Genomic DNA, 25,590 nt, shown 5'->3' with positions numbered 1-25,590 from the left:
ACGGGTATCGGCGTCCACCGGTCCGTTTCAGTACGTTTCGCCGTGTCCGACGTCGTACTGATCCCCGATGGGGACGGGAAGCTGTCCGCCGGGTTGTGCGCCAAAGAGGACGGAAACGGCGGCCTCGAGCGCCGTGGCGTTTCGGCTCTGCCAGCGTTCGATCGCGTAGGAGGCGATCGCGGCGTCGACCGCGTTCGGATACGAGCCGACGTCGTAGGGGAGCCCGGTCGACAGCCCGACGACCGGCGTTCCCGTGTTCGCGACCGACTCGAGGACGGCGAGCTGGCCGTCCGGAATCGTCGCCTGCGAGTACGTCTGGACGATCGCGACGTCCGCGTCGGCGGCGAGTGCGGCCGCGTTGTCGGCCTCCGTCGGCGTCGGGTCGTGCGAACTCGCCGCCAGCTGGAGCGTCGTCGCGTCGGTTTCGCTCTCGACCGCTTCCCGGATCGTCACCAGGTCCTCGACGCCCGCGACGAGGATCGTCTCGTTCGGCGACGGATCGAGCGGGAGCACGCCGTCGTTGTAGATCAGCGTGATGCCGTCCCGTGCGAGATCCGCGGCCGTCTCGCGGTGACTTCGCTGGCCGACCGTCGCGATCGCGTCTTCGGGATCGACGAGGTAGTCGTCCATGACGCCGTACTCGAACTTGGCCTCGAGAACCCGTCTGACGGATTCGTCGATCCGTTCTTCGGTCAGTTCGCCGTCGCTGTAGGCCTGATACAGCGCGTCGTAGGTGTCGACCTGGTCCTCCCAGGTGCCCGTCGCCATGATGACGTCCGCGCCGGCCTCGATGGCCATGCGAGCGCCGTCGCTCGTTCCCCAGTGATCCTCGATGGCGTCCATGGACATGGCGTCGGTCACGACGATGCCGTCGAATCCCATCTCGTCCCGAAGGAGGCCGGTCAGGACGGCCGGCGAGAGCGTGGCGGGTCGCTGGTCGTCGATGGCCTCCACGATGACGTGGGCGGTCATGATCGCGCCCGCGCCCGCGTCGATCGCCGCCTGAAACGGCGGGAGGTGAACGTCGCGAAGCGTCGCTTCGTCGTAGGTGACGATCGGCAGGTCGTAGTGCGAGTCGTGGTCCGTGTCGCCGTGGCCGGGGAAGTGTTTCGGCGTCGCCAGGACGTCGTTGTCCTGGTAGGCTTCGACCTGCGCCTCCGTGAACTCGGCGACGGTCTCGGGTTCGCTTCCGTACGACCGAATGCCGATGACCGGATTGGCGGGGTTGGTGTTGACGTCCGCTCCCGGATCGAAGTTCCAGGTGAACCCCATCGAACGGATCTCCTCGGCGGTGATCTCCGCGGACGTCGCGGCGTTGTCCGTCGACCCGGAGGCCGCGAGTCCCATCTTTCGCGGGTGCGTCGTTCCACCCACGTCGATGTTGTGCTCGGATCCGTACTCGAAGTCGGCGGAGATCAACAGCGGAATCTCCGGATCGGCCTCCATCGCCCACTCCTGGAGGACGTTGTTGTACGCGGCGGCGTACGCCGGCGACGTCTGGTTGTAGATGATGGCCGAGCCGACGTTGAGGTTCTGAATCGCCGTCTTGGTCTCCTGGGGCGGCAACTCGTGTGGATCGGTGAGCCCCCGGGTCGTCACCATCACCAGCTGGCCGATCTTCTCTTCGATCGACAGCTGCTCGAGGTAGCCGTCGATCGCGCCGCTCGGACTCGCTCCGTCGGTCGAGCCGGCAGCGACGCCGGAGACGGACGCTGCGATGCCGGTGGCTGCCAGTCCTTCGATGACGCGACGTCGTGTCGGATGGGTTCGGTCTGCCATTGGATATCTCCACCGCCACGTACTTTGATACAAAGGATATATTTCAGCACTAAACACTTAATGTCGATCGACAGAGTACTTCGCGTCAGTGGCGGCCGCCAGCCGTTCGATCCGTCGTTTCTGGGCGGTCGAGGACCGTTCGGCGATCGAACCGTCGCGTCGGAGACAACGGGACCGACACCGCCGACGCGCGTCAGAGCGTCTTCAGTCCGCTCCCCGTCAGCGGAACGACGACGTCGTCGTCGGGCTCGAGGACGCCCGCCTCGCGGTAGCGCTCGAGTGCCGCGGGAGCGACCGCACACGTCGGCTCGACGTAGAATCCGCCCCGGTGGAGTCGATCGAGCGCGCTCTCGATGGGATCGCCGCCGAGGGCGATCGCGTCGCCGTCGGTCCGATCGATCGCCGCCAGAATCTCGTCGCGCCGGGCGGGCGCGGCGATCTTGATCCCGTCGGCGATCTCGGTTCCGTCGCCGTTTTCGTCGACCGTCTCGCCGCCCAGCGCCTCGACGATGGGGGCGTGACCCGCCGCCTGTGCGCCGAGGAGACGCGGCATTCCGTCGACGATACCCGCCTCGTTCAGCAGCGAAAAGCCCCGATACGCGCCGAGAAAGAGCGTTCCGTGACCGATCGGGAGCACGATCGCGTCCGGAGCGCTCCAGGCGCACTGGGCCGCGACTTCGAAGGCGAACGTCATCGTGCCCGCGTAGAACGCCGGGTTCCAGGCGTGGCTCGCGTACCACCCCTCGCCGGCTTCGACGGCCTCGATACAGGCCGCCGTCGCGTCCTGTCTGTCTCCCTCGATGCAGACCGGACGGGCGTCGGCCCGCTGGATCGTCATCAGTTTCGACTGCTTGACGCTCTCGGGGACGTAGACGTCCGCCTCGAGACCGGCACGCGCGGCGTAGGTCGCGATCGCCGCGCCCGCGTTTCCGGAGGAATCCTCGATGACCCGGTCGACGCCGAGTTCGACCGCCCGCGAGAGCGTCGTCGTCGCACCCCGATCTTTGAACGAGCCGGTCGGAAACACGTACTCGAGTTTGAATCGCGCGCCCCACGCGGGTGCGTCCACGAGCGGTGTGAACCCTTCGTGGAACGTCACGTGTCGTTCGATCGGGAGGAACTCGAAGAACGTCCACAGACCGTCCCGGGTGTCGAGTTTCGACAGCGGCAGCGGCTCCCCCTCCGGATACGGCCGCTCGACGAACTCGAGGGGGGCACCGCACTCGCACCGCCAGGGTTCGTCGGGACCCGCGGGGTAGGTCCGCTCGCAGGTCGCACAGCGGAGATCGGACGCCATGTCAGAAGGTGTCGACGTCGGTGCCGACCGAACAGACGTACTCGCCCGTCGCCACCTGGGGCAGTCGGCGCGTTCGCCAGAGGATGCCGTCGCTGTCGGCGGTGATCGTCGCCTTTCGCTCGCCGAAGGGCGTCGTCACCTCGAAGATCGTCTCGCCCGTCGAAACCTCGTCGCCGAGGTCCGGGACCATCGTCACGAGCCCGCCACAGGGTGCGCCGTACTGTTCGAACCCGTTCGCCCGCGTCTGGGGGGAGGGCTCGACCGCCTCCGGGAGAAAGCCGTAGTACCTGAGCACGTTGAAGACGCCCTCGACGCCGAGTCGAATGCTCGAGTCGTCCCAGCCGACGCAGCCGCCGAGTTCGGGATCGACGGTGGGGATCCCCTCGTCCGGGGCAGCGCGGGCGAGCTGGCCGTTCGGTCCCTTCTGATCGAGAACGTACCCGCAGCCGAACGCTTTGGCGAGTTCGAGGCAGTCGTCGTGGAGTCGGTGGCGCGTTCCGCACCTGACTCGGACTTCGTCGATCATCCGGCTCGTCGATCCCTGGTGGAGGTCGAGAATCAGATCCGCGCGGGTTGCGGCCTCGAACGTCGCGGCGGCGATTCGCTCGCTCGAGGTCCCGTTTTCGTTCCCAGGGTAGGTGCGGTTCAGCTTGGTGTCGTCGATCGGATTCCGGTGCTCTGCGACCTGAAACCCGTGGTAGTTGACGATCCCAACGATCAGGATCGTCCCGGAGAGTTCCGCGGGATCGAGTTGCGGAACGACGTGCCGGATTACGCCGATGCCGTTCAACTCGTCGCCGTCGCTCGCAGCCTGGAGGTAGAGCGTCTTCCCCGGTTCCACGCCGTTGACCACGGCGACGGGGAGACCGAACGGGCTGCCGTCTCGGGTTTCGCCGACCTCGAGTCGGCCCGTATCGATCTCGCCGGGTTCCGCGCTCGCCGTTCCGAGCGTCGTCATGTCACTGACGACGGACCGGTTCGTCTTTATACCTTCCTTTGCGCTCGGTGAATCGAACCCGAACGGGTCGTCGCCGTGACGGGATCCGGTCGCGTCGCATCGAGCGCGCGGCTCGCCGGCGACGGCGGTCGGATCGACGCGGTTCGTCTTCCGTCACGGCTCCGTTCCCGGCTCTCTCGTCACCGGATCCTCCTCGTAAATCGCGATCCGTTCGTCGCTGGTCACGACGACCGTGTACCCCTCGAGCGTGAACTCGATGCCGACGTAGCCGTCGACCGACTGGGCGTGCTCGAGGAGCTCGTTCATCGCCTCCGTCCGAATCCGATCGTACAGCGGCGCGATCTCGGTGGCGGGAACGCCCTCGAGCGCCGCCATCCCGTTCACGATTCCCTGCGTCGGCGTCGTCGAATCGTCGTACTCGAACCGAACGACGGTACCGCCGTCGGGAATCGTGCCGTCGTCTGTATTATGTTGCATGTATTACAAACCGTTTGCAACGGAATTAGCGTTTGGTCCTAGTAGCTTTGGAAACCCTCGACAATTCACCCGATTGCGACGTGTCGGTTGGGATCACACGCAAACCGCGCTCGTCAAACGAGCGCGAATGGTAGTTGACGAACCAGTGACGATTTCTCTCGAGTGACCGCGAAAGTACAACACTCGATCGGTGACTGTCACTGGTAGTCGGGAAGCCGACCGGATCGATCGGAGCCGGCGACGAACGGGAGGTCGACGATCGCCGCGGGCAGTTCCTCGCCGTCGACGCGAACCGACACCGCCTCGGCCTCGAGGCCGTACTCGACGACAGCGAGCGCGATCACGTCCCCCAGCAGTTCGCTCTCGCCGGCGCGGGTGACCGTACCCACGGTCGAGTCGCCGTCGAAGACGGCTGCACCCGACGCGGGGACCGACGATGCGTCCCCGCTGCTCTCGTCGCGGTCGGGTTCGAGCGTGAGTCCGACCAGCCGCTTGCTCGGCCGACCGCGGTTCTCGACGCGGGAGACGACCTCCTGGCCGACGTAACACCCCTTCTCGAAGTCGAGCGCGGCTCGAAGTCCGAGCACGTTTGGGATGCGTCCCTCCAGTTCCGTCTCGAACAGCGGCGTACCGGCCTCGAGCGCGAGACTCTCCCAGGTTCGATAGCCGAACGGGGCAGCGTTCAACCCCTGATTCAACAGGACGTCGTAGACGGCCTCGGCGTCTCCCGACCCGCAGATCACGTCGTAGCTCTCCTCGCCGGTGAGCGCGTCCGTTCGGATCACCGTCACTCCCGCGTCCCCCATGGTTCCGCGCACGAACGAGAACCGGTCGTCCGGGGCCGCCGCTCCGTTGAGGACGCTGGCAACCTTCTCCGTCGCCTGGGGGCCGTGGACGCCGAAGGTCGCGTACTCGTCGGTCGCGACCGAAATCTCGACGTCCTGGATGAACACCTTCTCGGACCAGTCCTCGGCGAGCGCTTCGGCCGTCCCGGGCGGGACGAACAGCAACAGCCGTTCGCCCGCGTTGTAGATGGAAAGTTCGATCTCGATGCCGCCCTGGGGATCGAGTACCAGCGCGTAACATCCCCGCCCGTCCTCCGCGGGAACCCGATTCGAGACGACGTTGTCCACGTACTCGAGTCGGTCCTCTCCCTCGACGACGACGACGCCGTAGGCGTGTTCGATCAGCCCGACCCCGTTTCGGACCGCTCGGTGGGCCCGGTCGGGCCGGCCGAAGTGTTCGACGATCGTTCGGCCACCCCGCACACCGAACGTCGCGCCGTGGTCCTCGTGAACGGATTCGATGACGGTCATAGCTGGACACAGTCGCCTGCGCGTATCAGGCGTTTCGATTCACACGGTCTGCGGTACCGACGGACAGGCACGACCGTCGACCGATCGCGGTTGAGGGGAAACTGACGGGCAGCAGGGCGACTCAAAAGGGAAACCGCTCGCGAAGCCACTCGCCGATCGACCGCTCGGCGTCCGTCTCGGACGGATCGCTCGGGACGACGCGCTCGTCGGGTTTGATCGTCGTTCGGTCGCCGTCCGATTCGACGACGATCAGCCCGTCCGTCTTCAGCCGCGCCAGGGCGTCCTCGAGGTCGTCGATCTCGGCTTCGACGGCGGCACGAAGTTCGAAGACGGTCATCCCCTCCTCGGACCGGTCGACGAGCGCATCGAGCACCGCCACCTCCGTTCGCTCCCGGTCTCGATACTCCCGCTTCGCTCTCATCCGTCTCACCATTCGACGACCCGGGATTTGACGTTTGCCGTTCACACCGATCCGTACGGCGAAATCGGATCCGACGCCACCGCCTCGAGACGTCGGGACGCTGTCAGACGGACGGACGACGTAGGCGGTACGTTTTTTATGGCCTGACTGGGTACGGTGTCACAATGGTCCTGCGATGTTCGCTGCTCGGACACGACTACGGCGAGTCCGAAGTCGAACGCGAGCGCGAAGAACGGGGCAGCGAGGTCGTCGTCACCGTCCAGGAGTACGAAGAGTGTCTCCGCTGTGGCCAACGAAACGTCATCAGCGAGAACACCGAGGTGACGAGCATCGTCACCGGACCGGACGGCGATCCCCGCCCCGACGATTCCACTCTCGACGCCGAATCCGAATCGCCTCCCGAACACGTCGGCGCGTCCCCCGATTCCGACGCGGCCGACCCCCACGCGGCCGATTCCGATGCGGCCGAATCGGACGCCGTCGTCGTCGACGCCGAACCGACCGACGCACAGCCCGCGTCGGATCGGGCGACTGATCCCGACGACGTCGACGTCCCGACCGACGACGCTGGCGATCCGATCACCGACGACGGCGAGATTCTCGAAGACGACGGCGACTCGAGTACCGTCTCACCCGGCGACTCGGACGCGGCCGACGACCGCGATCACGGCGAGTGGCCCGACTCCGACGACGTCGGCTCGCCGGAAGACGCCGTCGACGAACCCGCCTCGTGGCCCGAGGCGGACGACGGTCCCGTCGAGGACGAACCGGTCGAGGACGACGCGATCGTTCTCGAGCACGACGAGTCGGCCGTGGACTCGTCGACGGGTGCCGAGGCGGTCGCGACCGAATCGGAGATCCTGAACGCCGCAAACGGCGTCGTCGATTCCGAGACCGACGACGACTCCGCGTCCGGCTCCGGCATCGAACGCGCCGGCTCGGTACCGACGCCGGGCGAAAACGGAAGCGGTCGCGCGGACGAACCGACCGAGTTCTACTGTCCGCGCTGTGAGTTCGTCGCCGGCGACGACCGCGGCTCGCTTCGCGCCGGCGATATCTGTCCCGACTGTCGGAAAGGCTACCTGGGCGAGCGTCCGCTCCGGTGAACCCGCCCGCGTTCGGCTCTCTCGCCTTCCGCTCGTTTTCACGCCCGGTCTGGTTCGATCCGCCTCGTCACCGATCGTGTCGAGTATCCACAACATCGGCTATGAAAAGAGGTAAACACCCCGCCGTGTATCTCCAATCCATGAAGGAGTACAAGATGCGTCGCGGTGAATATCTCGAGGAGCGAATCCCGGACATGGAGTCGACGATCGAGGACTACTTCGGTCCGATCACCGACACCACGGAGTTCAAAGGAAGTGACCTCTACGTGATCGGCGAACCGGACAACCCGGTCTTCGAGAAGATCGTCGTCGGTGCCGTCGAGTACTCCGGCAAGAAGGACAAACTGGCCGTCCAGTTCTACGAACGCGATCCGACCGAACTCGGGCCGGACGAACTCGAGGCGGCCGGCGATGCCGTCGACGCGAAAAACGACTTCCTGCTCGAGGCGACCGGACGGGACGCGAAAGCGCGTCGCGACTCGATGAAACGCTCGGTCGAAGACGATCCGGATCACGACTTCTAACATCCCCTTGGGCTGCGGGCTATCGCGAGCGACGCCGTTCGATGGACTGCCTGCCCATCGTCGAGTCGGGTTGCCGTCGCGGGTTGGACCGACCGTCCCTCCCGGCCGGTATCGGGTGCGCGAGTGGCCGGACCGACCACCTCGGTCCGAAACGGCTATCTGGCTCTCGTCGAATCCCTCGAGTAGGATGGACCTCACCGCGTTCCTGTTCGCGACGGCGGTCGCCCACGTCGGGTTCGCCATCTTCGTCACGGGTCACGCCTACCTGACGGGCGAGGAAGCCGGCAACTGGCCGTACGTCACCCTCGCGCTCGGGCTGGCGGGCGTGGCGGGCTACTTCTTCTACGACGAGCTGTCGTAGTCGAGAATCGGGAGAAACGCCGCACCTCGAGTCGCGTGAGCGGAGCCGATCAGGCGAGAAAGACGTGTCGTGGCCGGTCGGCGAGGACGTCCCGGCCGAACTCGACGGTCTCGGAGAACGCGTCGCTGCGGAAAAAGGCCATGGCATCCTCGCGGGAGTCCCACCGGCTGGCGATGAACATGTCGTCTTCGTTCTCGCGGTTGACCAGCAGGTCCGTCTTGCGGTGGCCGTCCATGTCGGCGAGCAGCCCGGCGACGTCGCCGAACGTGTCGACGAAGTCGGTTCGGTGTTCGGATTCGACGGTGTAGAACATCCCCATCGTTCCCCAGGAGTCGCCCTCGTCGTCGCCCGCCTGGCGAACGACGTCGGGCAGGTCGGCGAGGAATCCGGCGGCCGTGTTCGCGGCGCGGTCGGTCTCCCAGAGGCTGACGACCGCCGTTTCGGCGTCGTCGCCGCCCTCGCTCGGCTCGTAGACGGCCGTCTTCACGTGCGTGTCGTAGTGATCGAAGTTCGTCCGCAGGCCGTCGACCTCCTCGAACAGCTCGTCGGGGTCGGCGGCGGAGTAGAGCACGACCGCGTGGACGTCCTCGCCGTGTGGCTTTCCGGCGTAGACGCCGATCCCCTCGAGTTCGCTACGGACGCCGTCGTCCTCGTCGTCGCCGTGGTGACTGTCGGAGCCGTGGTCGTGGTGGCTGCCGTCGTCGCCGTGGCCGTGCGACCGTCCGTGACCGCGCTCGCTCGACCCGTGTGGATGTGCGGACTCCTGGGGAACGTCCTCGCCCGCGAGGAAGGCACCGAGATTTTCGGGCGGGAACCGACGAGCCGAGAGGAAGCGGCCGAACTCCGCGAACCGGGAACTCGAGGGATCGAAGCGCATCTCGTAGAGCAGCTCTTTGACGTCGGTCGGGTCGTCGGCGAACAGCGTCACTCCCCACTCGAAGTCGTCGAGGCCGATGCTGCCGGAGATGATCTGCGTGACCCGACCCGCGTACTCGCGGCCGATCTCGCCGTGACTCGAGAGGTGGTCCGCACGCTCGTCGAAGGGAAGGTCGTACCAGTTGTGGTCGGGGCCGCGACGCTTGCTCATCGGGTAGAAGCTGACGAACTCCGCGTCGGGAATCTCGGGTTCCAGGCGCGATTCGATGTACCGTTTCAGTCCCGTATCCTCGACCTCGCCGTCCTCGTCGAAGTAGTCCTGGGACATGTAGCCGGAGACTTCCGTCACCGAGAGGTACGAATCGGTCCGTTCGGTGAAGGCGGCGAGTTCGGTGTGCTCGAACCGCCGCTCGAGCGCGTCGAGGTCGGCGAGCGTCGGTCGCAGGTGCAACACGAGCAGATCGGCCTTGTGACCGAGCACCGAGAACGTCGCCGAGTCTCCGTCGTCCGCGTCCTCGAGTCGCTCCGTCGCTGCAAGGTAGTCGACGCCCTCGTCGATCGCTCGCGAGCGTCGGTGCTCCGGAGCGTTTCGCCAGGCGTCCCAGTCGATCGACCGGAAATCGTGGAGGACGTACCAGCCCTCTTCGGTCTGCGGTGGTGTCCGACGGTCCATGTCCGTCGGTTGGGGTGGCGACCCCAAGAAGGACCGGGTTTCGAGCGCGGGAACCGATCGCCCGACCGACGGACGCGAGTTCGGCCGAACGGATTCGTGCACCGATCCGCGGATCGGGGCGTGGTACGACGACCGAAACCCTTTACGTACGTCCGTTTAAATCACGGATCACATGCGGAAAAGTGGGCCGCCGAAAGGACTCATCGCCTACCTCGTCCTCGAGTTGCTCGAGGAGAAACCGCGGTACGGCTACGAGATTCTAAAGGAAATCCGTGAGATCAGCGGCGGTCACTGGGAACCATCGTACGGCTCGGTCTACCCCATCCTCTACAAGTTCGAAGAGAAAGGCTGGGCCAGACGGATCGAGCGCGAGGACGAACCCGACCGGAAGTACTTCGAGTTGACCGACGACGGGCGAACGGAACTGGCCGACCGCCGCGAGAAAGGCTCCGAGAAAGCGAGCGACTTCGCGGACGTGATCCTCGGCTTTTTCCACGTCTACGCGGCGTTTTCCACCGACGACAGGTTCGAAATTCCGCGCCTCGAGGGCGAGTGGCACTTCGACGAACCGTTCAGCGAGTGGATCGTCGAGCAGGTCGTCCGCCACCACGAGGACTACTTCGACACCGAGTTCGAGCGCATCGAGGACTCCCCCGAAGAGTTCTACGAGCGCCACGGAATCGATCAGGACGAGTAGCTATCGTCGATCGGTTCCCGCTCGCTTCTCGAGACGACGGGTGTACTCGGTGCCGACGTGAGATACAAGAGTCCGTCCGTCGAACGACGGACGTGGTTCCATCACACGTTCTCGTCCCGCTCGACGGCTCGCCGCTGGCGTTCGACGCGCTCGAGCACGCGCTCGCCGTCTTCGACTGTCGCGTCACCGTGTTGAACGTCGTGACGCCGCTCGACGCGAGCATGAGCGAAAGCGACGTTCTGGAGCCGGACGAAACCCGGATCGCGGAGGCGCGCGATCGCGGCGACCGACTGATCGAGCGCGCTCGCGATCGGGCGGCCTCGGTGGACCGAACGGTCGAGACGGTCGTCGAGACCGGTCAGCCGGCGGAGACGATCCTCGCGTACGTCGACGCTACGGACGTCGACCACGTGGTTATGGGCGCTCACGGCGAGCCGATGACCGGCGCGCTCCGTCGGCTGCTCGGCACCGTCGCGACCGCCGTCGTCGGCGAAGCGCCGGTTCCGGTGACGGTTATACGCTGAACAGGCGCAATACCACGGCCTTCGGGCCGTGGATACGCGCCGTCACCCAGTGACATATTCTACCGACACTGGTAGGGCTGGATATTCCACGCCAAACATAGGATTTCCTACTCTATGACTCATAACAAGTTATGAACGCAGTACGATGCTGGAGACAACTCGTACCTACGTCGCAAGCATCACGAACCACTCGCAGGTTCGTGGCGACCTTGACCAGTGCGGGTTCTCCGCCTCGAAACTGTGGAACGTCGGACGCTACTATATCCAAGGCCGATGGGATGAAGACGGTGAGATACCCGATGAAGCCGAACTCAAATCGAAGTTGAAAGACCACGAACGCTATAGTGACCTACATTCTCAGTCAAGTTCGTTCGAGACGGCGAAGCCGTCTCGTGATGCCAATGAGCTTCGCTCATTGAGCACAGCGAGTTCTCGAAGAACTTGCTGAGGCGTTCAATGGCTGGTACAACTCCGACGACGGCAACAATCCACCTGGCTACCGAAAACGGGGCGACCGACACCCACGCTCCACCGTGACGTGGAAACAGAAAGGCATTAAGCACGACGCCAAACACGGTCAACTCCGCCTCTCGAAAGGCTGGAATCTGAAAGACGGTCGATCTGACTTCATCCTCGCCGAGTACGAAACCCGGCCCGACGTAGAAGTCGAGAACATCCAACAAGTGCGTGCCGTCTGGAACGGCGACGAGTGAAAACTGCACCTCGTCTGCAAGAAAAAGATTCCTATTGAGGACGCTCCCGGCGACAACACGGCAGGCATCGACCTCGGCATCAGCAACTATCTCGCCATCGACTACGAGGATGGCCCCTCGGAGTTGTATCCGGGGAACACGCTGAAAGAGGACAAACACTACTTCACCCGCGAGGAGTACCGGACGGAGGGCGAGACCGGGCCATCGAAACGTGCGCGGAAGGTTCGGCGGAAACTCTCCCGGCGCAAAGATCACTTCTTCCACGCCCTCAGCAAGCACATCGTGCAACGGTGTGTCGAGGAAGGTGTGGAGAAGATAGCGGTTGGCGACCTTAGCGACATCCGCGAAGACGAGAACGGCGACTCGCGGAACTGGGGTGCGTCGGGGAATAAGAAACTGCACGGATGGGAGTTCGACCGATTTGCCCGTCTACTCGAATACAAGGCCGAGGAACATGGTATCCTCGTTGACCGAGTGGACGAGGAGAACACGAGCAAGACGTGTTCGTGGTGCGGGCAGATTCGAGATGCGAACCGCGTGGAGCGTGGTCTGTACGTATGTGAGTCGTGCGAGACGACGATAAACGCAGACGTGAACGGTGCGGTGAACATTCGCAGAAAGATAACTCAGAGTCCCCCGACGGGGGATATGAGTAACGGCTGGTTGGCACAGCCCGGAGTCTTCCTGTTCGACCGCGAGAGCGGATCGTTCAAAACGAGAGAGCAGGGAGTCTGCAAACCGTAATATCCCAACGCTCGGGATTCCTCCGCCTTCAGGCGGAGGAGGATGTCAATCGGTGACGGTTCGGGTTCGTTCAGCTCGGCTTAGCTGATACCGAGAACCGTCGAGAGCAGGCGGTAGAGCCCGAATCCGATCAGGATCGAGCTTCCCAGCGTGAGTAGCCAGAAGGCGATCGTCACCCCGATCTTCCGCCTCGAGACGCCGGCGGTACCGGCTGCGAGGCCGCTTCCGATCACGCCCGAGATGATGATGTTGTTGAACGAAATCGGAATGCCGAGTGCGATCGCCGTCTGTGCGATGATGAACCCCGGAACGAGCGCCGCGATCGAGCGTCGAACGCCCAACTGTGCGTACTCGCGGGAGGTCGCCTGTAACAACCGCGGCGCTCCGGTCCACGCTCCCGCCAGAATCCCCGTCGCTCCGATCGTCAACAGAACGATTCCCGGCAGTCCGAGCTCGATCCCGTACAGCTCCTCGAGCGGGCCGGTTGCGAGCCCGACCTGACTACCGCCGCTGCTGAACGCGACGATCGCACCGAGGACGAGCAGAAACGTCCGGATTCCTCGATCGATCGACGCCTCCATTCGCCGACGAATGGACTGAAATCCGACGGCGGCGAAGACGACGGTGACGACGACCGCAACCGGATCGACTCCGGCGACGGTCGGACTCTCGACCGCGAGGGCGACGAGTTCCGCGATCGATCCCTGGGGCCGCTCGGGGTGTGGAATCACCCCCAGTCGGACGTGTGCGACGATCGCCGCGACGACGGCCGCCAGCAGTGGAACGCCGATCGTTTCGGGAATGTCTTCTCGCCGGAGAAGCGTGGCCGTGAGAAACGCGATCCCTCCCGACGAGGGGGGAACGAGCGCCCAGAACGTTCCGATTCGTCGGTACGTCTCGAACGCGGGGCCCCCGCCCAGCGAGAGACCGACGCCGACCATCGCGCCGGTCGTCGCGAACGCCGCCGGCACCGGATACCCCGAGTAGACGCCCAGGGTCATAAACGACGCCGCGACGAGCAGCCCCGTCGTCGCGGCCAGCGGCGTGATCGTCACCCCCGTGACGAGATCCGCGCCGACCGTCTCGGAGATGCTCCCGCCCTGCGTTACCGCGCCGGCCGCCGCCAGGATTCCGATCAGGAAGGCTGCTTGCATCGTCGAGACGGCGTTCGCGCCGATTGCGGGAGCGAACGGCGGCGAGTTGCTGTTCGCACCGAGCGACCACGCCATGAACAGTCCGGTCGCCGTCGAGAGCCCGACGAGGATCCAGAACACCAGGCTCATCGATACAAGCTGGCTCCGGTCGGTTCCGCCACGAAGCGCGCGCTCGCGATCCTGGCCCTGACCGATTTTCGACCCGCCGAACTTGCCATCACTCCTCGTTCGACGGGAACCGACGAATATCCACGGGTCGTTTCACGCGGCGTCGGCGGACGGCCGGTCGCGTTGGCACCGATTACTGCGGATCGTTGCCGGTCAGTTTCGGAGCCCGCGTCCCGTCAGTCGGTCGATCGTACGCGGTAACGCCAGACCGATGCGAGCGAGTACCGCCGACCTCTACCCGGCGAGCAGCCCCGGCGCGAACAGCATCGCGAGGAAGCTGACGAGCATCGTCACCCCGACCGTCGTCGTGACTACGCGGACCATTCCGCGAGTCGCCTCGATCGGGAGCCGCGAGACGATCGCCTCAGTGCTCGTCCGGAGGATGTGGCCGCCGTCGAGCGGGAACGCCGGAATGCAGTTGAAAAACCCGAGCTGGACGTTGATCCAGCCGGTCCAGAACAGCAGGTTCGCGGCCGCGAAGACGGTCCAGTCGCCGAGGACGGACAGCGATCCCTCGACCTGATAGAAGTTCTCGATGCCGCCGGTAAAGCCCGCGAAGTTGTACGGCAACACCTCGAGAACGCCCGCGATCGGAAGCAACAGCGCGAAGCCGATCTTGCCGAGGAACGAGTCGGCGAACGCGCCGACGTCGTCGCCGTCGCCGCCGAGCACCGAGAGGTACGCCTCGGCGGGATACAGCTGCACGCCGAGCGTTTCGGCCGAGAAGCCGGTGATGCCCGACACGGAGTAGAAGCCGACGGTTCCGCCGCCGGTCACCTGGCTGCGCTCGCCGAGGACCACGTCGTACTCGACGCGTTCGCCGTCGAGGTAGCCGGCGACGGTGACCTCGTCGCCGGGGTCGGTCTCGGCCAGGCGGTCGTTCAACGCCTGCTGTGACGGCGTTCGCTCGCCGTCGAACGCCGTGATCACCAGGTGTCCGTCGACGGGCGCGCCGCTTTCGGCGAGCGGGCCGTCGTCGGCGATCCTGACGAGCGCGCCGATCGGCACCTCACGTTCGTCGGTTCCGTCGTCGCTCTCGACCGTCAGCGTCGTCGTCTCGCTCTCGCCGACGGCCTCGAGGAGCTCGGATTCGGTGGCGACTTCTTGTCCGTCGACGGCGACGATCGTATCCCCGGCGTCCAGCCCGGCCACGCCGTCTCCGATCGCCGCGGTGACGAGTAACGACCGGTCCACCGAAACCGTCCGGTCGCCGTCGAGTTCGACCTCGAGCTGGTCGCCCTCGGCGGCCTCGACCCGTTCGGTGAGCGCGTCGTTGTCTTCGACCGGCTCGCCGTCGATCGCGGTGATGCGGTCGTTCGGCTCGATTCCCGCTTCGGCGGCCGGAGAGTCGGGTGCGACGCCGCCGACGGCCGCCCCCGGTGCGACGGCGATCGATCCCGCGACCGGTCCAAATAGCAGGGCGAACGCGACGATCGTGATCGCGAAGTTGTTCGTGACGCCGGCAGCGAACATCCGCGTCTGGCCCCCTCGAGAGGCGTCTCTGCTGCTTTCCTGGTCGGGCTCGACGAACGCGCCGATCGGGATGATCGCGAGCATCGCGACGCCCATCGACTCGATGTCGATGTCTTCGACGCGACACAACAGCCCGTGTCCGCCCTCGTGGACGACGAGTCCGACGAGCAAGCCGAAGACGATTCCCGGCGTCGCAGAGAGCGGAAGGAAGTCGTTGACGCCCGGAATGACGAGCACGTTGCGTGGCTGCTGGACGGACGTCGCCGGCTGGGGCGAGGTGAGCGCACCGATCGCCGCAAACAGCAGGAAGACGAACATCGCGACCATCACGACGAGGGCGATTCCGATGCCGAGGTTGGCCCACGCCCGCCAGAACCGCTTTGGTCCCGACAGCCAGTCGAGGAACTCGCGGCCGCGTTGGGTGTGGAACGTCAGGATCGGTCCCTGAGTGCCGACGAACTCCGGCAGGAGGTTCGCGTTCCGGAGGGCGATAATTCCGAACCAGTAGACCATCAGACCGACGACGACCCACGTCAGCGTCTCCGATCCGAAGAGTTCGGGGACCGAAACGAACGCGAGGGAACCGGCTACCATCGGTGAATACTCGGAGGGGCGTTCTCAAATGGCTTTTGTCTGGCCGTCCGGTTCGTCGACCGGGAGCCAACGGTCGGCCGCGAATCGATCGTTCGGGCTCGAGCGCCGGTCGCTACCTTCCGTCGGCGGGTCACCGTTCTCGGCGCAGTCGGTCGACGACGAACTCGCGGTCGACCTTCGCGAGGAAGGGACCGAGTTTCGGTCCCTGTTTTTCGTCGAAGAACAGCCGGTAGCCGGCTCCGAAGAACTCGCCGACGTCGACGTCGTAGCGCTTTGCCGTCTCGTAAATTTCGCCCTGGATCTCCTCGGGACCGTGGCCCGCCTCGATGAACTCCGCGAGCTCCGCGAGTGCAGCCTCCGTCGCGGGATCGAAGTCGTGGTCGGGAATCTCCGTCCGCTTGAGTTCGTAGTCGAACTCGTTTTCCGTCCGTCGCGCCCAGGTTCGGGCCCGCTCGACGCGGGCAAGCGCTCCCTCGACCGCCCACTCGGGTGCGTCGTCGGGAACGTGTCCCTCGCGACGGGCGATCTCCTCGCGCAGGGCGGGATCGTCGGTCATCCCGAGGACGGCCGCGAACGTGTAGGGGAGTCGGACTCGCTCCGCTCTCGGCTCGTCGACGAGCAGCGGGTACACCCGCTTTGCGAACGCCGTCTCGTCCTCGTCGGCCTCGATTTCGTCGAAGTAGATCGCCTCGAGTCGGTCGAACTCGTCGACGAGCTGGTCGAGGCGCTCGATGCTGAAGTCCCGCGCCTTCGCCGGATCTTTCGCGAAAAAGTAACGCAACACCGCCGGCTCGATCAGCTCGAGGACGTCCGTGACGAGGATGACGTTTCCCGCCGACGAGGAGAAGGGCTCGCCCTCGAGAGTGAACCACTCGTAGACCATCGGGACGGGCGGCTCGATCTCGAGGACGTTGCGCGCGACGTCTTGACCGCTGGGCCAGGAGCCTTCGGCGTGGTCCTTGCCGAACGGCTCGAAATCGACGCCGAGTACCTTCCATTGGGCGGGCCACTCGAACCGCCAGGGGAGTTTTCCCTCGCGCAGCGTCGCGGTTCCCTCGTGGCCGCAGCCGTCGACGGTGCGGTCGCCGGCGTCCATGTCGGTACAGCGATACGCGACGGTCGCGGGCTCGACCCCGAGATCGACGTCCGTGACGGTCTCGGTGATCTTGCCACACTCCTCGCAGATCGGATTGAACGGGACGTACGACGCGTCGACTTTGTCCTGGTACTCGCTCAGCACCTCGCGGGCGCGGTCGCGATTCTCGAGGACGAAGCGCGTGACGTCTTCGAGTTCGCCCGACTCGTACAGCTCGGTGTTCGAGACGAGTTCGATCGGCACGTCGACGGCGTCGGCGCTGTCCGCGATGAGCGTCGAGAAGTGGTCGCCGTAGGAGTCACAGCAGCCGAACGGATCGGGAATGTCGGTGTACGGCGCGCCGAGGTTGCGTCCGAGCGCGCCCGCGTCGACTTCGCCGAGGTCGACGAGTTCCCCCTCGAGGTCACAGAGCGTGCGGGGAAGCTTTCGCAGCGGATCGCGGTCGTCGGCGGTGAACACCTGGCGAACGTCGTGACCGCGCTCGCGCAGCACCTCGGCGACGTAGTAGCCGCGCATGAGTTCGTTGACGTTGCCGAGGTGTGGGACGCCCGACGGCGAGATACCGCCTTTGACGACGATCGGCTCCTCCGGATCGCGCGCCTCGACGCGGTCCGCCACGGCGTCGGCCCAGAACGCGCGGTGTTCGTCGTCGTCGCGCTGGAGCGTGTACGGACTCGCGTCGGCCGATTCGTCGACGCTTTCACGATCGGTGTCGGCGGTCGGTTCGTCGCTCATCGCTCCTGTTCCGCCCAGTACGTCGGATCCTCGCCGACGCCGTCGGGGATGATGTCGGTTCCGTCGTGTTCCCCGTAGCGGACCGCACGGGAGATGCGTTCGGGATCGGTGCCGTCCAGCACGATCGTTCGCATTCCCGATCGCTCGATGATCTTCGCCGCGAGCAGGTCGACCGGCGCAGACGCGCCGGCGTTCATCTCGAGGCCGGCGATGACGTCGACGAGCTCCGCGGCCGAGAGTTCGTCGTACTTGGTCGCCTCCTCGTCCTCGTTGGGATCGGCGCTGTAGACGCCCGGAACGCTGGTCGCGTACACGAGCAGGTCGGCGTCGACGTACTCCGCGAGGGCCGCCCCGACGGCGTCGGTCGTCTGTGCCGGCGCGACGCCGCCCATGACGGAGACGTTCCCCTGGCGGAGCGCCTCGCCGGCTTCCTCGTAGTCGAGCGCGGGCGCGGTCACCGACTCCTCGCCGAGGGCGGCGATGAGCAATCGCGCGTTGAGTCGAGTGACGTCGATTCCGAGCTGATCGAGTTCGATCTCGTTCGCGCCGAGGTTTCGAGCGGCACCGATGTACTCCCGAGCGACGCCGCCGCCCCCGACGACTGCGCCCACGCGACAGCCGTCCGCGACGAGGCTTTCGACGACGGCGGCGTGCTCTGCGACCCGATGTGCGCCGGGTTCCGGAACGAGCACGCTCCCGCCGATAGAGACGACCACTTTCATGCTAATCCGGTGTAACCGGGTTGCTATCTTAAGGGTTGCCAACTGGCCGGCCCGAGCGCCCCTCTTTCACTCGTGTGAGGGGATGAACTACGAGCGGTCAGCGACGCATACTCCGCGCGAAACGGTTCGTAACAGGGACTGGCGTCCGTCGGTTCCGGCGCAACCGCGACCGTCCGACGGTCCAGCGCCACACCGAACCGTCCGACCCGCGAGGATACGGCGCCGTTCGCCTGCCGGCGGCGACAGGTACAAAGTGTGACCCGGCCTTGTCAGACGTATGCACGTACTCGGTATCGTCAACCACGACGCGCGGGGTGACGCGTTCGAACACGTCGTTGATCAGGTGGTCGACCGACTCTCCGGTGCGGGCCGCGTCGGCGTCGTCAGGTACGACGCCACGATTGCGGACGGAACGCAGGTCCGCGAGTCGACGACCGTCGGCGGCGACGTCACGTACGACCTCGGTGCGGACGGCGACTGGGCCGCAAACGGCACGGGGCTGACCGTCGAGAACGCCCTCGATCGGCTGGCGATCGATTGCGACTACGCGGTCGTCGCCGGCGTCCCGGGATTGCGACAGCCGACGATCGTCGTCGGACCGGATGCAGAGACGTCTCATCCCGACGACGCGGACTCCGAACGCGTTCTCGCCGCCGTCGACGCCGCCGCGGATCTCGAGGACGTCTCGCTCGTCGATGCCCTCGAGCGCGCCGAACCGTACGAGACGCTCGAGTCGCTCGTCGCCCGAATCAAGCGATCCTCGCGCGCCGACCGCGCCGGTGCCATCGCGACGTTCACAGGCCGTGTGCGCGCGAAAGACAGTGAGGACGACGAGCGAACCGAGTACCTCGAGTTCGAGAAGTACGAAGGCGTCGCCGACGAACGGATGAATTCGCTCGAGGCGGAACTCGAGGAACGTGACGGGGTCTTCGCCGTCGAACTCTATCACCGAACGGGTATCGTCGAAGACGGCGAGGACATCGTCTTCGTCGTCGTCCTCGCCGGACACCGCGAGGAGGCCTTTCGGACGGTCGAAGACGGCATCAACCGGCTGAAAGACGAGGTGCCGCTGTTCAAAAAAGAGGTGACGGTTGCGGACGAGTTCTGGGTTCACGACCGCTCCTGAGCGATAAATTTACGTCCGGAGCAGGTTATTCATTCACACTTAGCATAGAATACAACGATACTTTGGACTGGAAGACTGTGTTAAAATCCGAACATCAGAATGGAAATAATGCGTTAGATTCGACTTTAAAACGTCTGCTGAGGTATGAACGCCCAGTAAACTATTTCATAAATGTGGGTAAAAGATTCATTACCGGCCGGATCGCTGAACGTAACCGAAATTTCGCTAACCGTCCCCTCTTTATAACATATTCTCGCCACAAGGGTGCGACGTCGATGAGTACATCAGCACAACCCTCCACGGAAAGCAAGGAACGTCGCCTGAAACGATACCTCCGCGAACGCGCCGAAGACGGCGAACTGTACTTCAAAGGGAAGTTCATCGCCGACGACGTCGGCATGTCGCCCAAGGAGATCGGCGCGCTGATGGTCAAACTCTCCGAGTCCGCCACCGACCTCGAGATCGAGAAGTGGTCGTACACGAGCGCGACGACGTGGCGCGTCGAGCCCGCGTAGCCGACGCCCTCCCGTCGGTCGAACGCCTCGACGTCCGCGCGAATTTCGAACGCACTCGCCCCGATTCGACGACAGATCTGCCGTCGACGCCGCCCGTCCCCGCGGCTTCGTCGGCGTACGCGTTTCTTCGAGCGACGAAGTGAGGTCGCGACGACACGTGCTGGTTCCAGCGAACGTAAATATGAGCGTGGAGTGACTCACGGGTGATGGACGACGTCGAACCGTCCGGTGACGACGCGTCGAACGAAGCCGACGCTCTCGAGGCCGGACCGCCGCTCGAGCGCATCGAGTCGGTGTTTGCGGTGTACGAGACGCGGATCGAAGACGGCGGGGAACGACTGGTCTACTACGGCGACCCGCTGGACGTGCCACAGCGGGTGACCGACGAGCTGTGGGCGACGTTTCACGAGTGCGGCTACGAACCGCGGTTAACCAGACGTCACGGCGAGTTCGTTCTGGTCGCCGAACCGCACAGCGTCGGCGTCGACGGCATCCCCTGGACCAACGTCGTCCTCCTGTTGCTGACGGTCGTGTCGACGCTGTTCGCCGGATCGATGTGGTATCACATCGACCCGATCGCGAATCCGACCGAAATGTGGCGCGCGTGGCCGTTTACCGTCGCGATCCTGGGCGTTCTCGGCGTCCACGAGATGGGCCACTACGCGATGAGTCGCTACCACGACGTCGACGCCTCACTCCCGTATTTCATCCCGGTGCCGACGCTGATCGGAACGATGGGTGCGGTGATCAAGATGAACGGACGGATGCCCGACCGGAAGGCGCTGTTCGACATCGGCGTCGCCGGCCCGCTCGCCGGCCTCGTCGCGACGGTCGCGGTCACCGTCGTCGGCCTGCACCTGCCGCCGGTCACCGCCCCGGAGACCGTCGTCCAGGACCCGGACGCGATTCAGATCCAGCTCGGCTATCCGCCGCTGCTCGAGATGCTGGCTGCGGCCGTCGATCAGCCGCTGTACCGCGACGATCCGGCGACCGCGGTCAACCCGGTCGTCATCGGCGGCTGGGTCGGCATGTTCGTCACGTTCCTCAACATGATCCCGGTCGGCCAGCTCGACGGCGGTCACATCCTGCGGGCGATGACCAGCGAGTACCAGGAGACGATCGCGGCGCTCGTTCCGGGCGGGCTGTTCGGGCTCGCGGTCTACCTCTACTACGTGAGCGGACACAGCGGCAACTCGGTCCTCATCTGGGCGGTCTGGGGCATCTTTACCGCGGTGCTCGCGACCGTCGGTCCCGCACACCCGGTCGACGACGACCGGCTCGGCCCTGGCCGGTTTGCGCTCGGAATCGTCACCTTCGGCCTGGGCCTCCTCTGTTTCATGACCGTCCCGATCGCCATCGTCGACTGACCGAAGCGAAACGACGAGCCGCGAAGCGCTGTCGGCCCCTGCGGGCGATCCTCGGACTCCGTCCACGCGGACCGCTCGAGGCGAGATCACAGCGAGCGCGCAGCGTTCCGTTCCGCCTCCGGACGCTCAGCTCACTCGAGTCGATCCAGGATCGCGTCTTTCTCGTACGAGAGTGTCAGCGACCGCGAGCGTCCGCGGCCGTCGACCTCGGCGTACTCCGCGTCGATCAGCCCGAGTTGGTCGAGTTTGTTGACGACCTCCGAGTACCGCGTGTAGCCGAGATCGGTCCGCTCGTGAAAGACCTCGTAGACGTCTCCGGCCTGACCGCCGTCGTGGTTGGCGATCACCTCGAGGAGCGTCCGTTCGGTGTCCGCGAGGCCGGAGAGCGACCGCGACAGCGAGAGATATTTCGATTTCTCGTAGGCCTCCTCGACGTCTCCTCGCTCGACGGTTCGGCTGGCTCGCATCTCCGCGTTCAGGCCGGCCCGTCGCAGCAGGTCGATCCCGACGCGGAGGTCGCCGCTCTCGGCGGTGAGTTCGGCGACGTACTCGAGGGTGTCCCGAGCGATGACGCCGTCGTGGAAGCCGCGGCGCACCCGTTCGTCGAGGATATCGACGATCTCCGGCTCGTCGTAGACCGGGAAGTAGACGTCCTCGGGTCGGAAGACGCTCTGAACCCGCGAGTCGAGTTCGTCGATGACGTCGAGTGCCGGATCGGAGGAGACGACGATGACGCCGATCTTCGCACCGGGATGTTCCTCGTGGGCGCGCAACAGCGAGTAGAGCGTGTCGGAGGCCTCGTTCTCGTAAAAGAGGTAGTTGACGTCGTCGAGGGCGACGACGAGCACCCTGTCTTCCTCGACGAGTTTCTCCGCGATCTGGCCGAACAGCTTCTTGAACGAGATTCCCGACGAGGGCGGTTCGTAATCGAACGTTCCCTCGAACAGCCGCGAGAACACCGAGTATCGGGTCGCGTTCACCTGACAGTTGACGCGGATCGTCCGAACCTCGCTGGTCTGGGCACCGACCTCGTCGAACAGCTTCTGGATCGCCGTCGTCTTGCCGGTCCCGGGCGGTCCGCGAACCATCACGTTGAGCGGTCTCGACCCCCGCACTGCCGGGCGCAGCGCGTACGTTAGACTCTCGGTCTGGCCCTCGCGGTGTTTGAACGTCTCGGGAACGTAATCGATTTCGAAGACGTGTTCGTTTCGGAACACGGACTCGTCCCACGACAACATCCCCCCGTCGGGGTCGTCTGCCATCACTTTCACCACGCTGTCCAAGCTACTTAGTTGTTCGCCGCCTCCGCCGTCAGGCGAGTTCGACGCGCTCGATCTCGCGTTCGAGGTCGACCGACGCGATGCGTCCTCGATGAACCGTTCGAACGTGGGCCCGGACGAGCCGATGCACCTCCTCGCTGCTGCTCGAGCGAACGAGAAACCGACAGTCGCCGTTCGAACACTCGTACTGGTATGGCATAACGTGACAATCCACTCGTCGCCGGGAAGTGGTTTCACTTGCATACTGAGGTACTCCCGACGGTCCGGTGAACTTTCTGCCCTCTATAACTCTGAGTCAACCTGCCCAGCCGAATACATTGACGAGAATAAATATAGAAAATTATAATTGTCTCTAGTTTAGCTATCTGTGCGTCATGGTGAAAATGGGTCTCAACCATCCGACGGACGTCCAGTGGAAACGACGGTGCGTGACCGACGACATGCTGTCTCTCGACGTTTGTGACGGCGACGCCCCGCCGAAGTGGCAATCCTCGCTCGCCCTGTACTCGTACACGCCGGACGAGGAGTTCCAGGATTTCCCGGGGAGAGAGGTAGTGTACCTGAAGCTGACCAGCACGCTGACCGGCTATCAGCCGAAAGACGAGGAGATCGAAGGCGAGATCGACTGGGAGGACCTCGACGTGGACGTCGCCGACGACTTTCAAACGAAACTCGAGGAGTACTACCGGTGTACGGGGGCGCTCATTCAGGTGACCGTCGGAGCGGGCGACGAGGAGAACGGTGAGGGCGAGAAAACCGACGGGAAGAACGGTGAGGACGGAGAGACTGACGAGGAAAACGGTGAGGACGGAGCGGACGACGGGGAGAACGCGGGAGGTACCACCGTGGAGAAACCGTACATCATGGATTACCAGCCGAAGAAGCGACGGCTCTACGATATGGTCTCCGAGACGGACCAGCAGGTCACGCGATCCCTGGAGACGGTCAACGTCCGCAAGGACGCAGGCACCACGGAGTCGATCGAAGTTCTCGACGTCGACATGGGCTCGAGCACGTCGTTTCAGGCGGAAGCATCCGTCGGCGATAAGGGCGGTGGCGGGCTCGGATTCTCGAGGGACGACCGGAAAAAAGAGGGCACCAAACGCATGGGTCAGGAACAGGAGGCTCGCCTCCGAACGTCAGAGCGCGGTCGAGAGCGCCGCGAAACGTACTCTCACACGACCCAGCTGAGCCAGGTCCACCACCTCTTCGACAGCTACCACCTCGGAACGAACCGAGCCCTGTTTTTCGTGTTGCCTCGCCCGTACACGAAAGCGCCACAGAGCGGCTTCGTCCGCGGACCTCGCGGTATCGACGGCGTCCAGGAAATCTTCCTGGTCGTCAACAAACCAGAGGACGTCGACGAACTCTGCGTCTCCGTCAGGCTAGATACGGCTCACTTCCAGGAGACGGAGAATACGGCCCACGACACCGAGACCACCGTCGTCGATGGCCCCCACGTGGAGCTTCCACCGCCGGACGAGGGTCACATCGACAGCGGACAAGCCGAGGAGGTTCTCTCGTACAAAAAGGAGTTCGACAGCACCTGGGGCGGCTATCACGAGTACGCCGTCTACGAGATGGAGGAATCGGACGCGGTGACCTGGCGTCCCGACGAGCAGGGATTCGACGAGTATCGGATCGACACCGAGGCGGCCGACGGCGGCTACGAGATCCTCGATTCGACCGCCGAGAACGGGTCGATCGACGTACAGGTGGCAGACGACGGCGAGTGGATCAGACTCGAGGCGTCGGCGACGAGTACGGCGGATCACGGAATCGATTCGTCGTGGAACCGACGAACGCCGGACGAACCGACGAACGAAGAACACGCCAAAGCGCAGGTGACGGCCAAGATCCACCTGATCTCGGAGGAAGAGACCGCGACCGGGGAGCCAACCAAGGAACTGCTGCTCACCACTCGCGGCGTCTGTTGCTGTCCGGGAAAAGAACCGACCGACACACAGCAGTTGGTGTACGACAGCGTGGAGATTCCGCAACCGAAGGAGTACCTCGACGTCGAACTGGATCCGAATTACGGTTTCGAGCTGAACCACCCGCTTCTGGATCCCGACCGTCACCTGCACGCGCCGGATCTCCGCAGGGGCGGGATCGTCGACGAGAGCGAGCGAACGGCCGCACAGACCGACGCCGCACCGACCTCCATCGCCGACCTGGTCTCCGAGACGAAGCAGGCGGCCGTGGCCCGAAAGGCCGGGCTGATGAGCGTCCAGGAAGCAAATGCGGTTAGCACCGACGTGACCCGCGGCGCGCTCCTTCGCGGCGTCTCCGGCCACGGCCGTCGGTCGCGGCCGACGACGGCGGCCGAATCTGAGTATCCCGTGACCCGGCTGTACGAGACCGCACGGGAGCACCAGGCCGTCTCCGGGAAGTTCTCGGAACCGGCCCTGGACGACGCGCCGGAGCTGGTCGGTGCGCTGAGCGAGGCGATCGGGGTCGCTCCCGAACGAGTCACGCGCGAAGCGGTACTCGAGCGCGATACCGAACGAATCGCTCGCGAGACGGGATTCGACGAGACCGAGATCAACCGTCGAAAGCTGTCGATGCTCAACCGGACGACCACCGAGGATCACCCCGGTGGTCCGACTCGAAAGGAGCTGACGGCGGCGCTCGAACGCCTCGAGGAGGGGCTCGAGCGAGTCGAAGACCGACTCGACTGTGGCGACCGCGAGGAGGTCGAGACCGGTGAGCCGGAGACGCTGGAATCCGCGATCGCCGACCTGGACGCACAGCTGCAGGAACTCGAGCGTCTGCTGGAGCGCCAGGAAATCTGTGACCAGCCGCTCCGGAGCGCAATCGATCGCAAACGGAAGGCGCTCACCCGGACGGTCGAGGAAGTTCGAGAGCGCGCGCCGTCGGAGGAACGCGAGTGA

At 64.9% G+C, this 25,590-nt stretch carries 22 protein-coding genes and 1 pseudogene; 10 read left to right on the top strand and 13 right to left on the bottom strand.

The genetic code is table 11. From position 1 onward, the window contains the following. Positions 1-27: 27 nt before the first annotated feature. From EA472_RS01435 to EA472_RS01410, 6 genes are all read right to left on the bottom strand, one after another. On the bottom strand, positions 28-1,779 hold the full coding sequence (locus EA472_RS01435) for a glycoside hydrolase family 3 protein (RefSeq protein WP_124189734.1): 1,752 nt from the start codon (positions 1,777-1,779) through the stop codon (positions 28-30). A gap of 193 nt (positions 1,780-1,972) precedes the next feature. Further along, on the bottom strand, positions 1,973-3,076 hold the full coding sequence (locus EA472_RS01430) for a pyridoxal-phosphate dependent enzyme (RefSeq protein ID WP_124189733.1): 1,104 nt from the start codon (positions 3,074-3,076) through the stop codon (positions 1,973-1,975). Between the two features lies 1 nt (position 3,077). Further along, positions 3,078-4,034: a succinylglutamate desuccinylase/aspartoacylase family protein gene (locus EA472_RS01425; protein ID WP_124189732.1), complete on the bottom strand. Its 957-nt coding sequence runs from the start codon at positions 4,032-4,034 to the stop codon at positions 3,078-3,080. 153 nt (positions 4,035-4,187) lie between these two features. Then, the gene (locus tag EA472_RS01420) at positions 4,188-4,511 is read right to left on the bottom strand and encodes a HalOD1 output domain-containing protein (RefSeq protein WP_124189731.1); all 324 of its coding nucleotides are present in this window, start codon (positions 4,509-4,511) and stop codon (positions 4,188-4,190) included. A 197-nt stretch (positions 4,512-4,708) separates the two neighbouring features. Then, complete coding sequence (gene ygfZ, locus EA472_RS01415) at positions 4,709-5,827, bottom strand: CAF17-like 4Fe-4S cluster assembly/insertion protein YgfZ (protein WP_124189730.1); 1,119 nt, start codon at positions 5,825-5,827, stop codon at positions 4,709-4,711. A gap of 121 nt (positions 5,828-5,948) precedes the next feature. Then, positions 5,949-6,248, bottom strand: a complete 300-nt coding sequence (locus EA472_RS01410) for a DUF6432 family protein (protein WP_124189729.1) — start codon at positions 6,246-6,248, stop codon at positions 5,949-5,951. Positions 6,249-6,412: 164 nt separating this feature from the next. Between EA472_RS01410 and EA472_RS01405 the strand changes: the two genes are divergently transcribed. From EA472_RS01405 to EA472_RS22315, 3 genes are all read left to right on the top strand, one after another. Further along, entirely contained in the window at positions 6,413-7,354 is a 942-nt protein-coding gene (locus EA472_RS01405) for a DUF7093 family protein (protein ID WP_124189728.1), read from the top strand. A gap of 140 nt (positions 7,355-7,494) precedes the next feature. Then, positions 7,495-7,878 carry a DUF5611 family protein gene (locus EA472_RS01400; RefSeq protein WP_124189727.1) on the top strand — a complete coding sequence of 128 codons (384 nt, stop codon included), beginning with the start codon at positions 7,495-7,497 and terminating at the stop codon, positions 7,876-7,878. Positions 7,879-8,065: 187 nt separating this feature from the next. Then, entirely contained in the window at positions 8,066-8,239 is a 174-nt protein-coding gene (locus EA472_RS22315) for a hypothetical protein (protein ID WP_165874789.1), read from the top strand. 49 nt (positions 8,240-8,288) lie between these two features. Here EA472_RS22315 and EA472_RS01395 read toward each other — a convergent pair whose 3' ends face one another. Then, a complete protein-coding gene (locus tag EA472_RS01395; RefSeq protein ID WP_124189726.1) occupies positions 8,289-9,788 on the bottom strand; it encodes a heme-binding protein in 1,500 nt (499 codons plus the stop codon). Positions 9,789-9,960: 172 nt separating this feature from the next. Here EA472_RS01395 and EA472_RS01390 point away from each other — a divergent pair, with 172 nt between their 5' ends. The 3 genes and pseudogenes from EA472_RS01390 to EA472_RS01380 all read left to right on the top strand — a co-directional run bounded on the left by EA472_RS01390 (position 9,961) and on the right by EA472_RS01380 (position 12,466). After that, on the top strand, positions 9,961-10,485 hold the full coding sequence (locus EA472_RS01390; RefSeq protein ID WP_124189725.1) for a PadR family transcriptional regulator: 525 nt from the start codon (positions 9,961-9,963) through the stop codon (positions 10,483-10,485). Positions 10,486-10,577: 92 nt separating this feature from the next. Beyond that, positions 10,578-11,009, top strand: coding sequence for a universal stress protein (locus tag EA472_RS01385; RefSeq protein ID WP_124189724.1), 432 nt, complete (start codon positions 10,578-10,580; stop codon positions 11,007-11,009). A 145-nt stretch (positions 11,010-11,154) separates the two neighbouring features. Further along, a pseudogene (locus EA472_RS01380) lies at positions 11,155-12,466 on the top strand (RNA-guided endonuclease InsQ/TnpB family protein). 80 nt (positions 12,467-12,546) lie between these two features. On the opposite strand, the gene EA472_RS01375 reads toward EA472_RS01380, so the two are convergent. The 4 genes from EA472_RS01375 to pyrH all read right to left on the bottom strand — a co-directional run bounded on the left by EA472_RS01375 (position 12,547) and on the right by pyrH (position 18,408). Continuing rightward, the gene (locus EA472_RS01375; RefSeq protein WP_124189723.1) at positions 12,547-13,749 is read right to left on the bottom strand and encodes an inorganic phosphate transporter; all 1,203 of its coding nucleotides are present in this window, start codon (positions 13,747-13,749) and stop codon (positions 12,547-12,549) included. 273 nt (positions 13,750-14,022) lie between these two features. Continuing rightward, complete coding sequence (locus tag EA472_RS01370; RefSeq protein WP_124189722.1) at positions 14,023-15,855, bottom strand: site-2 protease family protein; 1,833 nt, start codon at positions 15,853-15,855, stop codon at positions 14,023-14,025. Positions 15,856-15,985: 130 nt separating this feature from the next. Beyond that, complete coding sequence (gene lysS, locus EA472_RS01365; protein ID WP_124189721.1) at positions 15,986-17,686, bottom strand: lysine--tRNA ligase; 1,701 nt, start codon at positions 17,684-17,686, stop codon at positions 15,986-15,988. Then, positions 17,683-18,408, bottom strand: a complete 726-nt coding sequence (gene pyrH, locus EA472_RS01360) for a UMP kinase (RefSeq protein WP_124189720.1) — start codon at positions 18,406-18,408, stop codon at positions 17,683-17,685. The genes lysS and pyrH overlap by 4 nt, the downstream gene beginning before the upstream one ends. Positions 18,409-18,685: 277 nt before the next feature. Between pyrH and EA472_RS01355 the strand changes: the two genes are divergently transcribed. The 3 genes from EA472_RS01355 (at position 18,686) to EA472_RS01345 (ending at position 21,416) form a co-directional block, all read left to right on the top strand. Next, positions 18,686-19,534: a molybdopterin synthase gene (locus EA472_RS01355; RefSeq protein WP_124189719.1), complete on the top strand. Its 849-nt coding sequence runs from the start codon at positions 18,686-18,688 to the stop codon at positions 19,532-19,534. A gap of 275 nt (positions 19,535-19,809) precedes the next feature. After that, on the top strand, positions 19,810-20,049 hold the full coding sequence (locus EA472_RS01350; protein WP_124189718.1) for a DUF7123 family protein: 240 nt from the start codon (positions 19,810-19,812) through the stop codon (positions 20,047-20,049). 206 nt (positions 20,050-20,255) lie between these two features. Next, positions 20,256-21,416, top strand: coding sequence for a site-2 protease family protein (locus EA472_RS01345; RefSeq protein WP_124189717.1), 1,161 nt, complete (start codon positions 20,256-20,258; stop codon positions 21,414-21,416). Between the two features lie 131 nt (positions 21,417-21,547). Here the strand turns inward: EA472_RS01345 and EA472_RS01340 are convergent, their stop codons facing one another. Together EA472_RS01340 and EA472_RS01335 are read right to left on the bottom strand one after the other, a co-directional pair. Continuing rightward, complete coding sequence (locus EA472_RS01340; protein ID WP_124189716.1) at positions 21,548-22,678, bottom strand: ORC1-type DNA replication protein; 1,131 nt, start codon at positions 22,676-22,678, stop codon at positions 21,548-21,550. A gap of 49 nt (positions 22,679-22,727) precedes the next feature. Next, the gene (locus EA472_RS01335; protein ID WP_124189715.1) at positions 22,728-22,895 is read right to left on the bottom strand and encodes a DUF1059 domain-containing protein; all 168 of its coding nucleotides are present in this window, start codon (positions 22,893-22,895) and stop codon (positions 22,728-22,730) included. A gap of 175 nt (positions 22,896-23,070) precedes the next feature. On the opposite strand from EA472_RS01335, the gene EA472_RS01330 reads away from it, so the two are divergent. Then, complete coding sequence (locus tag EA472_RS01330) at positions 23,071-25,590, top strand: hypothetical protein (RefSeq protein ID WP_124189714.1); 2,520 nt, start codon at positions 23,071-23,073, stop codon at positions 25,588-25,590.

It is taken from the genome of Natrarchaeobius oligotrophus, assembly GCF_003841465.1.
GTDB classification, from domain to species: Archaea; Halobacteriota; Halobacteria; order Halobacteriales; family Natrialbaceae; genus Natrarchaeobius; species Natrarchaeobius oligotrophus.
Note: the sequence above shows the minus strand (reverse complement) of the source record. Positions and strands in the feature narration are given on the sequence as shown.

Excerpts from the sequence above, each read along its gene's own strand:
- EA472_RS01355 (WP_124189719.1), top strand. The coding sequence starts at position 18,686 with ATGCACGTACTCGGTATCGTCAACCACGACGCGCGGGGTGACGCGTTC.
- lysS (WP_124189721.1), bottom strand. The coding sequence starts at position 17,686 with ATGAGCGACGAACCGACCGCCGACACCGATCGTGAAAGCGTCGACGAA.
- EA472_RS01425 (WP_124189732.1), bottom strand. The coding sequence starts at position 4,034 with ATGACGACGCTCGGAACGGCGAGCGCGGAACCCGGCGAGATCGATACG.
- ygfZ (WP_124189730.1), bottom strand. The coding sequence starts at position 5,827 with ATGACCGTCATCGAATCCGTTCACGAGGACCACGGCGCGACGTTCGGT.
- EA472_RS01350 (WP_124189718.1), top strand. The coding sequence starts at position 19,810 with ATGAGTACATCAGCACAACCCTCCACGGAAAGCAAGGAACGTCGCCTG.
- EA472_RS01395 (WP_124189726.1), bottom strand. The coding sequence starts at position 9,788 with ATGGACCGTCGGACACCACCGCAGACCGAAGAGGGCTGGTACGTCCTC.
- EA472_RS01390 (WP_124189725.1), top strand. The coding sequence starts at position 9,961 with ATGCGGAAAAGTGGGCCGCCGAAAGGACTCATCGCCTACCTCGTCCTC.
- EA472_RS01370 (WP_124189722.1), bottom strand. The coding sequence starts at position 15,855 with ATGGTAGCCGGTTCCCTCGCGTTCGTTTCGGTCCCCGAACTCTTCGGA.
- EA472_RS01435 (WP_124189734.1), bottom strand. The coding sequence starts at position 1,779 with ATGGCAGACCGAACCCATCCGACACGACGTCGCGTCATCGAAGGACTG.
- EA472_RS01430 (WP_124189733.1), bottom strand. The coding sequence starts at position 3,076 with ATGGCGTCCGATCTCCGCTGTGCGACCTGCGAGCGGACCTACCCCGCG.
- EA472_RS01335 (WP_124189715.1), bottom strand. The coding sequence starts at position 22,895 with ATGCCATACCAGTACGAGTGTTCGAACGGCGACTGTCGGTTTCTCGTT.
- EA472_RS22315 (WP_165874789.1), top strand. The coding sequence starts at position 8,066 with ATGGACCTCACCGCGTTCCTGTTCGCGACGGCGGTCGCCCACGTCGGG.
- EA472_RS01405 (WP_124189728.1), top strand. The coding sequence starts at position 6,413 with ATGGTCCTGCGATGTTCGCTGCTCGGACACGACTACGGCGAGTCCGAA.
- EA472_RS01375 (WP_124189723.1), bottom strand. The coding sequence starts at position 13,749 with ATGAGCCTGGTGTTCTGGATCCTCGTCGGGCTCTCGACGGCGACCGGA.
- EA472_RS01410 (WP_124189729.1), bottom strand. The coding sequence starts at position 6,248 with ATGAGAGCGAAGCGGGAGTATCGAGACCGGGAGCGAACGGAGGTGGCG.
- EA472_RS01340 (WP_124189716.1), bottom strand. The coding sequence starts at position 22,678 with ATGGCAGACGACCCCGACGGGGGGATGTTGTCGTGGGACGAGTCCGTG.
- EA472_RS01345 (WP_124189717.1), top strand. The coding sequence starts at position 20,256 with ATGGACGACGTCGAACCGTCCGGTGACGACGCGTCGAACGAAGCCGAC.
- EA472_RS01400 (WP_124189727.1), top strand. The coding sequence starts at position 7,495 with ATGAAGGAGTACAAGATGCGTCGCGGTGAATATCTCGAGGAGCGAATC.
- EA472_RS01330 (WP_124189714.1), top strand. The coding sequence starts at position 23,071 with ATGGTGAAAATGGGTCTCAACCATCCGACGGACGTCCAGTGGAAACGA.
- pyrH (WP_124189720.1), bottom strand. The coding sequence starts at position 18,408 with ATGAAAGTGGTCGTCTCTATCGGCGGGAGCGTGCTCGTTCCGGAACCC.
- EA472_RS01420 (WP_124189731.1), bottom strand. The coding sequence starts at position 4,511 with ATGCAACATAATACAGACGACGGCACGATTCCCGACGGCGGTACCGTC.